Here is a 13878-nt window from a genome sequence, read left to right as displayed (position 1 = left end):
CTTAAGACCAGGCAGGTGGCCCCGCGCTCGGCGTTTCCAGGTTCGCTTATAGCGGAAAGGGGAGAAGGGCGAGATCGGAAAGGGGAAGGCGGAGGCGGGAAGCGGTTCAGATACAATCACCTGTTTTGCGGGCGCGTTGCGCGCCGCTTCCGATAAAAGCAGATGTTACGTTTCGTTACCGCCGGGGAATCGCATGGCGAGGCGCTGGTGGCCTGGCTGTCAGGCTTGCCTGCCGGATTGCGGGTGGACCAGACGGTCATCGACCGCGAGCTGTGGCGGCGGCAGCAGGGCTACGGCCGCGGCGGGCGAATGAAGATCGAGCAGGACCGGGCGCGGATTCTCTCCGGCGTGCGCCATGGGCAGACGATCGGCTCGCCCATCGCGCTGTTGCTGGAGAACCGCGACTGGAAAAACTGGCAGGAGTCGCTGCCGGTGGGGCCGGGCGACCAGGCGAAGCATAAGAAGGTGGCGTCGCCGCGTCCCGGACACGCCGACCTGGCCGGCGCGCTGAAGTACAACTTTGCCGAGGCGCGGTACGTGCTGGAGCGGGCGTCGGCACGCGAGAGCGCGGCGCGCGTGGCGGCGGGCGCAATCGCCAAGCAGTTCCTCGCCGAACTCGGCATCGAAGTCCTGAGCCACGTGGTCGCCGTGGGTGGGGCGGCAACCTCGCAGCAGGAGGTTTCGTTCGACACGCTGCGCGAGCTGGCCAAGCGCGACGAGGTCCTGCTGAACTGTGGCGACCGCGAATCCGAACAGCGCATGAAGGCGGAAGTGGACGCGGCGCTCAAGACGGGCGATTCGGTTGGCGGCGTTTTCGAAGTCGTGGCGCACGGGGTGCCGCCGGGGCTGGGCACCTATGCCAACTGGGACGAGCGGCTCGATGCGCTGCTGGCCGGCGCGGTGATGTCATTGCAGGCGGTGAAGGCGGTGGAGATCGGCGCGGGCGTGACGGCGGCCGGCTCGATGGGCTCGGCGGTGCATGACAGCATCGGATACCACAAGTCGAGCGGCGGCTTTACCGGCTTCACGCGGGCGGCGAATCGAGCCGGCGGCATCGAGGGCGGCATCTCGAACGGCGAAGACGTTGTGGTGCGCGGCTACCTGAAGCCGATCTCGACGCTGCGGCGTCCTCTGGAGTCGGTGGATTTCGCCACGCGCGAGCCGGTGAAGGCGGCGTACGAGCGCTCGGACGTGTGCGTGGTGCCGGCGGCGGGGGTGGGCGCCGAAGCGATGGTCGCGCTGACGCTCGCGCGCTGCGCGCTGGAAAAGTTCGGCGGCGACAGCATCGACGAGACGAAGAGAAATTTTGAGGGGTATAAGGAGCAGTTAAGAAAATATTGATCATCGGGAATCGGGTCATCGGGCCATTGCACGAACCGGCCCAATGAGCCGATGGCCCGATGGCCCGATGTTCAATGATCTATCCCATCGTCAAATACGGCGACCCGGTCCTGGAGCAACGCGCCGCCGCGGTGACGCACTTCGACGAGGAACTGCGCAAGCTGGTTGCCGACATGTTCGAGTCCATGTACGCGGCGCACGGTGTGGGGCTGGCGGCGCCGCAGATCGGCATCTCGAAGCGCGTCGCGGTGGTGGACGTCACATTCAAAGAAGACCCCGGCGCAAAGCTGGTCATGGTGAATCCGGTGATCGTGCACACCGAGGGCCGGCAGCGGTCGAATGAAGGCTGCCTGAGCCTGCCCGACTTTCGCGAAATGGTCACGCGGCCACGGCGCGTGACCGTGCGGGCGCAGGACGAGCACGGAAAGTTTTTCGAGCACACCGGCGAAGACCTGCTGGCGCGCGCCTTTCTGCACGAGACCGACCATCTCGACGGCCGGCTTTACATCGCGCACATCAGCGCGCTGAAGCGCGACCTGATGAAGCGCAAGATCAGGAAACTGGCGAAGGCGGGGGAGTGGTAGAAAACCGGTTCCACGTTTCCCGTTTCACGTTCCACGAACGCGACCAAAGCCTCGTGAAACATGAAACTTCGTGAAACATGAAACTTGAAACGTGAAACGCCCGGCATGAAGAAACTGGTTTACCTTTCGCTCGGCTCCAACCTGGGCGACCGGCGCGCGAACCTGGAACACGCGGTTGAGAAGCTGCGCGCGCTGGGCGACGTGAAAGGTGTTTCGTCGTTCTACGAGACGGCCCCGGTGGAGTTCACGCAGCAGCCCGACTTCCTGAACATCGCAGTGGCGCTCGAGACCGAGAAGATGCCGAAGCAATTGATGGCGGCGCTGCTGGGGATCGAGCAGGAGATGGGACGGCGGCGTCCGCCGGCGGCGCTGAAGCGCACGCCGGAGAACGCAGCGCGCGTGAAGGGCCCGCGCACGATTGACATCGACATCATCTTTTTCGGCCGCTCGGTGCTAAACATACCCGGGATCAAGGTGCCGCATCCGGCGATGTCGCAGCGGCGGTTCGTGCTGGAGCCGCTGGCCGAGATTGCGCCCGAGGCGCGGCATCCGGTGCTGAAAAAAACGGTGCGTGAGCTGAGGGACGCGCTGGGGGCGGGCGGGGGGACGGTAAGGAGGCTCTAGGCCGGCCGCAGAGGACGCAGAGCCGGTCGAGGGCGCCGGCGGTCCCCTATCCTGCGGTCAGCGAACTCCGGCCGGGTGGGGAGGATTGATGGCTGGACGTGTGCCGGCCCAAAAAAGAGTGTTGCAGCCTTACGCTGCGGCAGGTCGTAGCCTGCGGACAGGCAGATTCATGACCGGCGGACTCACGATCACCGAGGTGGCCCGTCGCACCGGCGCATCCGCCAGGGCGCTGCGTTACTGGGAGCGTCTTGACCTGCTGCCGCGCGCGGCGAGGAGCCACACCGGGCACCGGCTTTTCTCGCCGGATGCGCTTCGTTACGTGGAGTTCATCGGCAAGTCCAGGAGCGTCGGCCTTTCACTGGCGCAAATGAAACGGGTGCTGACGCTGGTACGGCGAGGTCAGGACCCGTGTCCTGAGGTGTGCCTCTGGATGGGCGAGAAGACCCAGGAACTGGAACGGCAAATCCGGGCGCTGCAAAGGCTGCGGCGGCGCGTGATGTCGGTGGCGCGGTCCGGTTCGCGCCGGAACTGCGCGCAGAGCGATTGCTGCGCGAAGGGCAGGTGTTTCCTGGTCAGCGATCTGCCGCATTCCCCGAAGAAAGGAGAAATCGTTCATGCGCAAACTGATCACGCTCGCGATGGTGCTGTTCGGCGCGCTGGCGGCTAGCGCCGCCCCGTTGCTGGCCAAGACGGCGGGCTGCTGTCCGCCGGGCTGTCCGCTTTGCCGATGAAGCAGCGCTGGGCCGGCGCAGCCCGGCCCAGCTTGCCATCCCGGCGTCGGCTGGCGACGTGCTTCTGTCCCCTCCGCGGGCCCCGCGGTCAAGGCGCGGTCTTAGGGAATGATGATCCTGCTCCCCTCGCTCGCCGAAGCGATGACTGATTCCTTCTTCTCTGGGAACTGATTCAACAGGAACTCAACGAAGGCGCGTGAGCGCGGGCGGCCTGAAGAGCGGGAGTGCGCCAAACGTAGGAGGAACACCAGGGCGCGCAGGACGTGGGAGTCGCGGACCGTGGTGTAGCCCATGTGCTTGCGCTCGGCGTCGGCGTACTCGGCGGCCATGCGCTCCAGCTCCGCCGAGATGGACTGCTGCACGGGGTTGGTTGCCGCCTGGTATTCGAGTCCTGAAGACGCCCGGCGCTGCCATGTCTTGGCGCTTTCGGTGAGGGCGGCGATCAGGTCGCGGTCGCGGACTTCGCGGTCGGCGCGTGCGGCCCTGGCCAGGGCGAAGCTCAGCCCGGCGATCAGCGGCTCGCGCTCGTAGACGAATCCCTGTCCCACTTCGACTTCGGGGAACAGCTCGGCGCCGGCGGCGATCAGCTCCTCCGGCGTGCGCGGGCGCTCGTGCTCGCGGGCCTGGCGCAGGTAGGGACAGTCGGATGGGCAATCGAGCGTGACCTCGCGCTCCTGGCCGCAGCAGATGGCGCAGATGCGGTCATGCAGCGCCGGGCAGAAGCGCTTCTCCTTGCGCAGGTTGCAGACGGGACAAGGCATTCCAACCAGTTTCAAGTTTCCGGTTTCAAGTTTCAAGCTGGAGCTGCCGGCGGGGCCAGCACCCTAGCTCCCGGTCCTTAGACGCCAGAAGCGGCGATTTTTCTGGGGTTTTGCACAAGAAAGTGTGAAAAAGCCGCGAAAAATGCGGTTCCGGCGCTTCTAAGGTTCTTGATGCTGTTGTAAGATACGCGCGTTTGCCCAGCAAACGGAGTTAATTCAAGGAGGATTCATGGCAGGCATGACAAAGACACAGCTGGTCCGCCATCTGGCTGGCAAGCTCGAGACCAGCAACAAGACCGCGGCAGCGTTCCTGGAAACGCTGGTTGACACGGCTGTGAAAGAGACCAAGAAAGGCGGCGTCTTCATTCTCCCCGGCCTGGGCCGGCTGAAGAAGGTGAACCGCAAGGCGCGCATGGGCCGCAACCCGCAGACGGGCGAACCCATCAAGATTCCAGCCAAGACCACGGCGAAGTTCTACCTGGCCAAGGCCGTGAAGGATTCCATCGCCCCCAAGAAGTAGTTGCCATTGCGTGGCGTGAGTTCGTCCCTTCGAGCAGAGTGGGACGAACGGGGCCCGCAACGTCCCCCTGGTGCACGAAGGCCGGCTGCGAAGCCGGCCTTTGTGTTTTCCCATCGGAGCATCCGATTCGTGGCTACTGCTTCACCACCTTGCCGCCCTTCATCACGAACTGAACGTGCTCGAGCACGGTCACGTCCTGGAGCGGGTCGCCCGAGACGCCGATCAGATCGGCGAACTTGCCGGGCTCGATGCTGCCGATGCGGTCGCTCCAGCCGAGCAGGTCGGCGTCGTTGATAGTGGCCGACTGGATGGCGGCGAGCGGCGACATCCCGAGCTTGACCATGACGGCGAACTCGCGCGCGTTCAGGCCGTGGGGATAGACGGCGGCGTCGGTGCCGAATGCGACCTTCACGCCAGCGGCGAACGCCTTTGCGAGGTTGCGGCGGGCGGCGGGCATCACCTCGCGGGCCTTGCTCAGGTAGAACTCAGGCGCGTGGATGCGCTGCGCGTTCTCCAGGAACCAGTCGCCAAGGTAGAGCGTCGGCACCAGGTAGGCGCCGCGCTGCTTCATGAGCGCGATGCCCTCGTCGTCGATGTAGGAGCCATGCTCGATCGAATCCACGCCGGCCTCGACGGCGAGCTTGATGCCGTCACCGCCGTGGGCGTGGGCGGCGACCTTGCGGCCGAGGCGGTGCGCGTCGGCCACGATGGCCTTCATTTCTTCCAGGGTGTACTGCGAGGCGCGCGGATCGTCGCCCTTGGAGAGCACGCCGCCGGTGGCGCAGATCTTGACCACGTCGGCGCCGTACTTGATGATTTCGCGCACCTTGTGCTGCACCGACTCGATGCCGTTGGCCACGCCCTCGGCCTCATGGTGATACTCGAAGGGCAGCAGGTTGTTGTCGCAGTGTCCGCCGGTGATGCTCATCGCCGGGCCGCTCACCAGCATACGCGGGCCGGGCAGCGAGCCTTCGTTGATTACGTCACGCAAGGCGACGTCGGTATAGCCGCCGGCGCCAACGTTGCGGATGGTGGTGAACCCGGCCTCCAGCGTGGTGCGGGCGTTCACGGCGCCGTTCAGCGCCTCGCGCGGCGTCGAGACGCCAAGCTCCGCGTAACCGAAGTGGTACGGGTCCATGGTGATGTGCGTGTGCGCGTCGATCAGACCCGGCAGCACGGTGAGGTTCGGCAAGCGGATGACCTGGGCTGCCGCGACGGCCGCTTCGGGGCCGATGGCGGTGATCTTTTCGCCTTCGATGGTGATGGCCTGGCCGGTGAGGTAGCGGCCGGTCTTGACGTCGAGGATGCGGCCGGGAATGACGACGGTGCGGGTGGGAGTGGTTTGGGCAAGTCCAGCGAGCGGGCAGAACAGCAGACACATCAATGCGAGGAGTCTTTTCATTGCATCCCTTCCAAAATGAATCGAAGGCGCGCGATTATAGCAAGCAACGTCTTTGCGCCTGGAAGCGCGTACGGCGCAGCGGCGAGGAATACGTCAGCGGCCAACGGCGAATGCTTGGCGGCTTTTGTCAGTCGCGGCGGGAAGCCGCGCCCCTTCAAGCCCCGAGCGCGCGGCCGCCCGCGTCCACACGGTCCGTGGCGTGCCGGCGGGCGAGGGCGCCCGCCGCTACAACCTGGAAGGGCCCGCCGGGTGGCGAATCCGCGGGAACTGCTGTAAAATCTATCTTTTGGCCCACAAGTTCTGAACTTTTCTGGAGTCTTCCGTCATGGCACAGGTTTGTGATGTCTGCGGCAAGAAGCCGCAGTCGGGGAACAATATCAGTCACGCGCACAACGTGACCAAACGGCGCTGGAACATCAACCTGCGCCCGGTGCGCGCCCGCATCAACGGCGCCGCCAAGCGCATCCGCGTGTGCACCGGCTGCCTGCGCAGCGGCAAGGTGGTAAAAGCCTAGAAGCCTTTTCACCGCAGAGACGCAGAGGGCGCAGAGGAACTTCCTTTTTCTTCTTTCTCCGTGAAGGGGGATTTCTCAGCGTTCTCCGCGCCTCCGCGGTGAACGCTTTTACGCCAGCGCGATGACGTCGATCTCCACGGCGACGCCGCGCGGCAGCGCGGCCGCTTCCACCGTGGAGCGTGCCGGGGGCGCGGTTTTGAAATACGTGGCGTAGACCTCGTTCATAGCCGCAAAGTCATTCATACTCTTAAGAAACACCGTGGTTTTCACCACCTTCTCCAGGCTCGAGCCTGCCGCGGCCAGGATGGCGCCCAGGTTCTTGAGCACGCGCTCGGTCTGCGCGCGGATGTCACCTTCGACCAGGTCCTTCGTCGCCGGGTCGAGCGGAATCTGTCCTGAGATGAAGACGAAGCCGTTGGCACGGATGGCCTGCGAGTACGGCCCTATGGCCGCCGGCGAATCGGCAGTGGAGATGACATCACGCATTCGTTTCCTCCTGAAGTGAACCTCTACCACCCAGACACAGAGGACCGGAAAAACCTTCGGCACAATAACAGATGCTTTGGACTTCTCTGCGCCCCTGTGTCCCTGTGGTGGAAGTTTCAGCCCTTGGCCACGCGCTGGACGTCGTGCACGCCGGGGATCTTGCGCAGCTCGGCGACCATGCGTTCCAGGTGCTTGAGGTCTTCAATCTCGATGACCACGTCGATGGTGGCCTGGCTGTTGCCGGTGCGGGCTTCGATGTTGCGGATGTTGGTGTCGCCATCGCTGATGACGGCGGTGAGCTGCTTGAGCATGCCGGCGCGGTCGTCGGTGAAGAGCGTGAGGCGCACCGGGTAGCCTTGCTTGCGGAGCTGGTCTTTGCCCCATTCGACCGGGATGCGGCGCTCCACTTCGTACATCAGGTTCTGCACGTTGGGGCACGTCTTGGCGTGGACGGCCACGCCCTTGCCTCGGGTGACGTAGCCGACGATCTCCTCGCCGCGGATCGGGTTGCAACATCGCGCGCGGTAGACGAGCAGGTCGTCGTGGCCCTTGACTTTGATGGCCGCACTGTCGGTTCCGAAGACGCGCCGAACGACGCTGGTGAGCCCGCCCCTGGTTTCATCCACATCGGGCTGCTCGGGCTGCTCCTGCATGGGGACGAGGCGGCCGAGCACCTGGCGCGCGGAAAACTTGCCGTAGCCGATGCCGGCCAGCAGGTCGTCGGGACGGCCGAGGCCGTAGTCGGCGGCGACGCGCTGGAATTCCTTCTCTTCAACGCTCTTCAGCGCCACGCGGTACTTGCGGGCTTCCTTTTCGATGAGCTTGCGCCCGATTTCGATGGCGCGCTCGCGCTCGTGCACGTTGAGCCAATGCTTGATTTTCTGCCGCGCGCGCGACGATTTGATGAAGCCGAGCCAGTCACGGCTGGGATGATGACCGGCCTGGGTGATGATCTCCACGATGTCGCCGGAGCGCAGTTTGTGGCGCAGCGGCGTCATGCGTCCGTTCACGCGCGCGCCCACGCAGGTGTTTCCGACTTCGGTGTGGATACTGTAAGCGAAGTCCACCGGCGTGGCGTCGCGCGGAAGAATCACGACCTTGCCCTTGGGGGTGAAGGTGTAAACCTCTTCCGGATAGAGGTCGATCTTCAGCGTGGAGAGGAACTCGTTGGGATCGCTCAGGTCGCGCTGCCATTCCACCACCTGGCGCAACCAAGCCAGGCGCTGTTCGTCCTTGGCCGAGACCGGGCCATCCTTGTACTTCCAGTGCGCGGCGATGCCCTCTTCCGCCATCTTGTGCATCTCTTCGGTGCGGATCTGGACTTCGAAGGCCGCGCCGTTTTCCGCGATCACGGTGGTGTGCAGCGACTGATAGAAGTTCGGCCGCGGCATGGCGATGAAGTCCTTGATGCGTCCCGGCACCGGCCGCCAGAGGTTGTGAATGGCGCCGAGCGCGCCGTAACAGTCTTTGACCGAACCGGTGATGATGCGGATGGCGAGCAGGTCGTAAACCTGGTCGACCGCGATGCGCTGCCGCTGGAGCTTCTGATAAATGCTGTAAAGCCGCTTGATGCGGCTGCTCACCTCCGCGTTGATTCCGTTTTCCTTCAGCTTCTGCTGGATGACGCCCACGACCTGGGCAAGGAAAGCGTCGCCGGTCTTGCGCCGCGCTTCGACCGCGTCCTTGATCTGCTGGTAGCCGATCGGATCAACGTAGTGGAAGGCAAGGTCTTCGAGTTCGCCGCGGATCTTGCCCATGCCGAGGCGGTGCGCGATGGGCGCGTAGATGTCGAGCGTTTCGCGCGCGATCACTTCCTGGCGCTCGCGCGGCAGCGCCGCCAGCGTGCGCATGTTGTGCAGCCGGTCGGCCAGCTTGATGAGCACGACGCGAATGTCGTCCACCATGGCCAGCACCATCTTGCGGACGTTCTCGGCCTGGCGCTCTTCGCGGCTGGCAAATTCGATCTTGCTGATCTTGGTGACGCCCTCGACGATGTGCGCCACCTGCTCGCCGAATTCGCGCGCGATGTCTTCGATGGTGACCGACGTGTCTTCCACCGAGTCGTGCAGGAGGCCGGCGGCGATGGCGACCGGGTCCATCTTGATTTCGGCGAGGACGAGCGCGACCTCGAGCGGATGCACCAGGTAGGGCTCGCCGGTGGCGCGCGTCTGCCCGGCGTGGTTGCGCTGTGAGTACTCGTAGGCCTTGCGGATGAGCGTCAGGTCTTCGCCGGGGCGGGCCTTTTCCACCTCGCGCAGCAGGTCGCGAAACTTGGTGACGGTGAGGATGTTGGTTTCGATTTGCTGGCGCAGTGTGGCCACGGGTCAGCGGGACCCCCGACCCGTGGGTATTGCTCGCGGCTGCCGGCGCAGGCTCGCCATGCTTGATTATATGCCTGCTTCCAGTTGCCGAATTGCAGAACTGCGGAATTGCAGAATTGAAGGCGGGCGGAGAGGGTGAGTTCCCTACCCGTTCCACGCCGCCAGGAACTCGCGCACACGCTGGCGGACGCTCTTGATGGGGCGAGGCAATCGGAGCCGCGCGCCCTCTTCGATCAGTGGGACCAGCTTGTCGAACTCCGGCCCGGAGTGCGAGCCGGTGATCGCCAGGCGGATGGGATGGAACAGCTCTTTGCCCTTGGCGCCGGTTTCGGCCTTCACGTCGTTGACGAGCTTTTTGAACTGCTCGACTGTGAGCGGCGGGTCGCCCTCGTCGGCCACGTCGCCGAAGAGCTTGGCAGCAAAGCGCGAGAGCACCGCCCTGGTGTTTGGCCAGGCGAGGACTTCGGCGTTGTCTGGACTCGCGATCGCGGCCTGCGGATCGAAGTTGAAGATGAGCGCGGCGCGCTGGGGGAGCTGCTCGAGGCGATCGACGGAGGGCGCGAAGAGTTCGATGACGCGCTCGAGCCATGGACCGCCTGCGTTGACTTGAACCAGCCGATCTTTCGGATAGGTGTCGAAGAGACGCTTCAGGTCATCACCCAAGAGTCCAGCCCGGCCGAAGAATGGAATTGAAAGCCGGAGCAGCTCATCCGACGTCTTCTGCTTGATGTAGTGCCGGTTGAGCCAGTAGAGCTTCTCGAAGTCGAACACGGCGGGCGACGGCGTGACGCGCTTCAGGTCGAACTCTTGAACGAGTTCGTCGCGCGAGAAGATTTCGCGGTCGCCGCCCGGCGGGGCCCAGCCGAGGAGCACGAGGTAGTTCGCCAGCGCCTCGGGGAGCACGCCCATCTCGCGGAAGCTGGCGATGGAAGTGGCGCCGTGGCGCTTGCTCAGCCGCTCGCGGTCGCTGCCGAGGATTGTCGAAAGGTGCGCGAACTCCGGCGCGGGCCAGCCGAGGGCCTCATAGAGCGCGACCTGCTTGGGCGTGTTGGAGAGGTGGTCGTCGCCGCGGATGACGTGCGTGATCTTCATGAGCGCGTCGTCGATCACCACCACGTAGTTGTAGACCGGCATGCCCGAGGAGCGCAGGATGATCGGGTCACTGACGACCTCGCTGGAAAACTCGACGTCGCCGTGGACGATGTCGTGGAAGCGAATCGGGTGCTCGGGGATGCGCAGGCGGATGGCCGCCTGCTCGCCCGCGGCGCGGCGGCGTTGGGCTTCTTCTTTCGAAACCGCCCGGCATTTTCCCGAATAGATCGGCTGGCGATGCTCCTGCTGGGCGCGCTGGCGCTCGCGCTCCAGCTCCTCCGGAGTGCAGAAGCACAGATACGCCTTGCCCTCGGCCAGCAGGCGCTCGGCGTGCTCGCGATAAATGGCAAGGCGGTCCGACTGGCGGTAAGGACCGTACTCGCCAATCCATTTGTCGCGATGCTCGAAGTCGGGACCCTCGTCCCAATCGAGCCCGAGCCACTTGAGGTCGGCGATCAGCTGCATCTCGTGGGCCGGATCGCTGCGCTCGATGTCTGTGTCCTCGATGCGCAGGATGAACTTTCCGCCCAATTGCCGCGCGAACAGCCAGTTGAAGAGCGCGGTGCGCGCGTTGCCCACGTGCAGATGCCCGGTGGGCGAGGGCGCAAAGCGCACGCGGACGTTGGACGATGCGGTCACGCTTGGATGGTAACAAAACCGTTCTCGCCGCAGTGACCGCAGGAATCGCGGAGAAACCAATATCAAGAATTCTCTGCGATCCCGCGATCTCGGCGGTGAACGCTATTTCAGGGGCAGCACCGCAGCAGCACAGGCCATCCAATCGTTTGCTGTCCGGGCCTGGGCCCATCTGCGATGACTGCCGCTGAATTCGGCTCCTTCACTCTTCTCCTATTCTTGCTGGTCGCCACCGCGCATGTGCTGGGACATGTGTTTACGCGGCTGCGGCAGCCGCGCGTGGTCGGCGAAATCCTGGCCGGCGTGCTGCTGGGGCCGTCGCTGCTGGGACACTTCGCGCCCACGATCGCCAACACGCTGATTCCGCCAGCGGGCGTTTCGACCGAAGCAGCCAAGTACGACGTGATCCTCGGCTTTCTCTACAACCTGGGGCTGATCCTGCTGATGTTCGCTTCGGGCGCGGAGACGCGCGGGCTGTTCAACCGCGAAGACCGGCGCGAGGTGGCGTGGCTGGGCTCGGTTGGCACGGCGCTGCCCTTCGCGCTGGCCATGATCGCCGCGCCGTTCATGCCGCTTGATCGCCTGATGGGCACGGCCGGCGAGCGCACGCCGCTGCTGCTGGTGGTGGGCATCGCGGTGGCGGTGACCTCGATCCCGGTGATCTCGAAGATCCTGCACGACCTGCGCATCCTGCACACGCGCTTCGCGCGGCTGGTGCTGGGCGTGGCCGTGCTGGAAGACATCGCGTTATGGGCGGTCCTCGCGGTCGCGACGGCGCTGGCGGCCGCGGGTACGGCGCCGCCGGGCAAGATCGCGCTGCACGTGGCCGCGTCGCTGGCGTACTTCGCCGTGGGCCTGTGGCTGCTGCCGCGCATCCTGCGCCACGTGACCCGGGCGCGCTGGAACGTGCTGATCGGCTCGGCGCCGGTCGCCTATCTGATCGTTATTCTGCTGGCCTATTCGGCCGTTGCTGCGGCGCTCGAGGTGAGCCTGGTGTTCGCCGCGTTCCTCGCCGGATACGCCGTGGTCGCCGAGCGCGAGCTGCTGGCCGAGTCCATCGCCGCGCTCAACAAGGTGGCCTTTGCGGTCTTCATTCCCGTCTACTTCGCGGTGGTGGGCTACAAGCTCGACCTGAGCAGGAGGTTCTCGTTCGGCATGCTGGCAGCTTTCCTGGCGCTGGCCTGCGCGGTCAAGCTGCTTGCCGCCGGCGCGGGCGCGCGCTTTGCCGGCTTCAACTGGCGTGACTCGGTGAACCTTTCCATGGCGCTGAACGCTCGCGGCGGCCCGGGCATCGTGCTGGCCAGTGTCGCCTACGACGCGGGCATCATCAACGCCCCGTTCTACACCACGCTCGTTCTGACCGCGGTGCTCACTTCGCAGGCGGCGGGCGCATGGCTGGAGTTCGTGCTGCGCAAAGGGTGGCCGCTGCTGGAGGGGTCAGCAGCCGACGCTGCCGTCGTGGAGCGCGGGCCGGAGAAAATCGCGGCTTAGACCCAGATGCAGCCCATCTCGAGGCCACCCGGAGCGAGGCCACGTGTCAAGTCGAAGCCTTTCTTACCCGACCCCGCGGTCCCGGTTTAAGTGGGGGTCGTCCGACTCGCCTCGCCGACGCTTCGCGTTCGGCTGCGGCTTGGCTCGATGGTTGGCGCAAGATCAGCGCTGCACCATGTAGCTGCGGCTGATGCGGTCGTGCCAGCCGAGCGTGTCCTCGTCGAGCAGGGCCCACACAAAGCCCAGGCCGGCGGGGAGTGCAGCGATGATCATTGCCAGCGCGCGGTAGCGGCGCGCGGACGCGTCCAGCGGCTGGCCCGCGAAGTTGCATGGCTCGAGGCCGGCGAGGTCGAGTCCCGGCGTGGTAGCGGCGTGCACGAGGAACAGGTACTGGTAAAGCGCCCAGAGCATGGTGGTGACGGCCAGCGCCGCGGGAATGGTGACGCGCGCCTCGGGAACGCCGCCCGTGATTTTCACCACGATCCCTGCGAAAACTACGGCCGCGATCATCACGATGCCCGCGTCGATCACCGCCGCATAGGCGCGATTCACCAGCGCGGCGGCATTGAGAGTGACGTCATCGTCTTTCGCGGATTCCTCCGCGGCCTCGAGCGTAATCGCCGGCAACTGCGGCACAACCACTTGCGGGCCGAGTTCGGGCGCGTCGAGGATGCGCGGCACTTCGGGCGCGGGGCCGGCCAGTTCGTCGGCGGTGAAGGGCAGCAGGTCGGTGGGCGGGTCGGGTTTGGGTTCGGGCTTCGGAAATGTAATCACCTTGGTCTCCGGTGCGGGCGCGATCACGTCGAGATGGCGCGTCACCCGCGGACGCGGCCGGATGGGCGGCGCCGGTGGCGGCGGCGCGGGCCGCGTGTCGAATGGGAAGCTGAGCGAGGACTCGGGGTCGTAGCCACGGCGGCGGCGGGCGCGGTAGTTGTTCACGCGCGAGGTCACCTCTTCACGCCAGCTGCGATAGAACGGATCGGGCCCGGTGAAGTTCGGGTCGTCCATCTCCTGCGCTATGCGCTCGATGCCGCTGAGCGTCTTGCCGCGCGGCGGTCCGCCGGCGTCCCCCACGGTGCTGCCGGGAAGAGAGGCGGCGAACTGTTCTTCGCTGGAGTCGTATCGCTCCGGATCAACCAGGACGGTGCTCGACGCGCCTCGCGCCGCGCCCGACGACGCGGACGAGATGAACGAGCAGTGGCAGACCTCACCGCACAGAGGACACGCCATGGTTCGGTTGTGGGACCGCCAGAGCAAGCGGCCTGCGGCTTCCCTCATGAGAGGCAGCCGCACTCACGGGGCCGACATCGCGGGCGTTTACCTCGCCCGAGAGCGCGTGCTACCTTCGACAGGCCATCCATCCGGCGCAGGCGAA

13 protein-coding genes are annotated in these 13878 nt (G+C 65.4%); 7 read left to right on the top strand and 6 right to left on the bottom strand.

What is annotated here, in order from left to right:
- Positions 1-162: 162 nt before the first annotated feature.
- The 4 genes from aroC to VFA60_06285 all read left to right on the top strand — a co-directional run bounded on the left by aroC (position 163) and on the right by VFA60_06285 (position 3216).
- The gene (gene aroC, locus VFA60_06300) at positions 163-1341 is read left to right on the top strand and encodes a chorismate synthase (protein HZQ91384.1); all 1179 of its coding nucleotides are present in this window, start codon (positions 163-165) and stop codon (positions 1339-1341) included.
- 59 nt (positions 1342-1400) lie between these two features.
- Positions 1401-1925, top strand: coding sequence for a peptide deformylase (def, locus tag VFA60_06295; protein HZQ91383.1), 525 nt, complete (start codon positions 1401-1403; stop codon positions 1923-1925).
- Between the two features lie 105 nt (positions 1926-2030).
- On the top strand, positions 2031-2549 hold the full coding sequence (folK, locus tag VFA60_06290) for a 2-amino-4-hydroxy-6-hydroxymethyldihydropteridine diphosphokinase (protein ID HZQ91382.1): 519 nt from the start codon (positions 2031-2033) through the stop codon (positions 2547-2549).
- Positions 2550-2718: 169 nt separating this feature from the next.
- Positions 2719-3216, top strand: coding sequence for a MerR family DNA-binding transcriptional regulator (locus VFA60_06285; GenBank protein ID HZQ91381.1), 498 nt, complete (start codon positions 2719-2721; stop codon positions 3214-3216).
- Between the two features lie 165 nt (positions 3217-3381).
- Here the strand turns inward: VFA60_06285 and VFA60_06280 are convergent, their stop codons facing one another.
- Positions 3382-4041, bottom strand: a complete 660-nt coding sequence (locus VFA60_06280; protein ID HZQ91380.1) for a hypothetical protein — start codon at positions 4039-4041, stop codon at positions 3382-3384.
- Between the two features lie 229 nt (positions 4042-4270).
- Between VFA60_06280 and VFA60_06275 the strand changes: the two genes are divergently transcribed.
- A complete protein-coding gene (locus VFA60_06275; GenBank protein HZQ91379.1) occupies positions 4271-4561 on the top strand; it encodes an HU family DNA-binding protein in 291 nt (96 codons plus the stop codon).
- 133 nt (positions 4562-4694) lie between these two features.
- Here VFA60_06275 and VFA60_06270 read toward each other — a convergent pair whose 3' ends face one another.
- Positions 4695-5963 (bottom strand): amidohydrolase family protein, encoded by a 1269-nt coding sequence (locus VFA60_06270; GenBank protein ID HZQ91378.1) that lies wholly within the window; start codon positions 5961-5963, stop codon positions 4695-4697.
- 325 nt (positions 5964-6288) lie between these two features.
- Here VFA60_06270 and rpmB point away from each other — a divergent pair, with 325 nt between their 5' ends.
- Positions 6289-6477 (top strand): 50S ribosomal protein L28, encoded by a 189-nt coding sequence (gene rpmB, locus VFA60_06265; GenBank protein ID HZQ91377.1) that lies wholly within the window; start codon positions 6289-6291, stop codon positions 6475-6477.
- Between the two features lie 108 nt (positions 6478-6585).
- Here the strand turns inward: rpmB and VFA60_06260 are convergent, their stop codons facing one another.
- The 3 genes from VFA60_06260 to gltX all read right to left on the bottom strand — a co-directional run bounded on the left by VFA60_06260 (position 6586) and on the right by gltX (position 11015).
- Entirely contained in the window at positions 6586-6963 is a 378-nt protein-coding gene (locus VFA60_06260) for a RidA family protein (protein ID HZQ91376.1), read from the bottom strand.
- A 116-nt stretch (positions 6964-7079) separates the two neighbouring features.
- Entirely contained in the window at positions 7080-9284 is a 2205-nt protein-coding gene (locus tag VFA60_06255; GenBank protein HZQ91375.1) for a bifunctional (p)ppGpp synthetase/guanosine-3',5'-bis(diphosphate) 3'-pyrophosphohydrolase, read from the bottom strand.
- A 144-nt stretch (positions 9285-9428) separates the two neighbouring features.
- Positions 9429-11015, bottom strand: coding sequence for a glutamate--tRNA ligase (gltX, locus tag VFA60_06250; protein ID HZQ91374.1), 1587 nt, complete (start codon positions 11013-11015; stop codon positions 9429-9431).
- 174 nt (positions 11016-11189) lie between these two features.
- Here gltX and VFA60_06245 point away from each other — a divergent pair, with 174 nt between their 5' ends.
- Positions 11190-12503, top strand: a complete 1314-nt coding sequence (locus VFA60_06245; GenBank protein ID HZQ91373.1) for a cation:proton antiporter — start codon at positions 11190-11192, stop codon at positions 12501-12503.
- A gap of 162 nt (positions 12504-12665) precedes the next feature.
- Here VFA60_06245 and VFA60_06240 read toward each other — a convergent pair whose 3' ends face one another.
- Entirely contained in the window at positions 12666-13733 is a 1068-nt protein-coding gene (locus VFA60_06240; GenBank protein ID HZQ91372.1) for an RDD family protein, read from the bottom strand.
- Positions 13734-13878: the final 145 nt, after the last annotated feature.

Source organism: Terriglobales bacterium (assembly GCA_035651995.1).
Lineage (GTDB): Bacteria > Acidobacteriota > Terriglobia > Terriglobales > Acidobacteriaceae > DASRER01.
The sequence above is the reverse complement of the archived record's forward strand: the minus strand, read 5'-3'. Positions and strand labels throughout refer to the sequence as shown.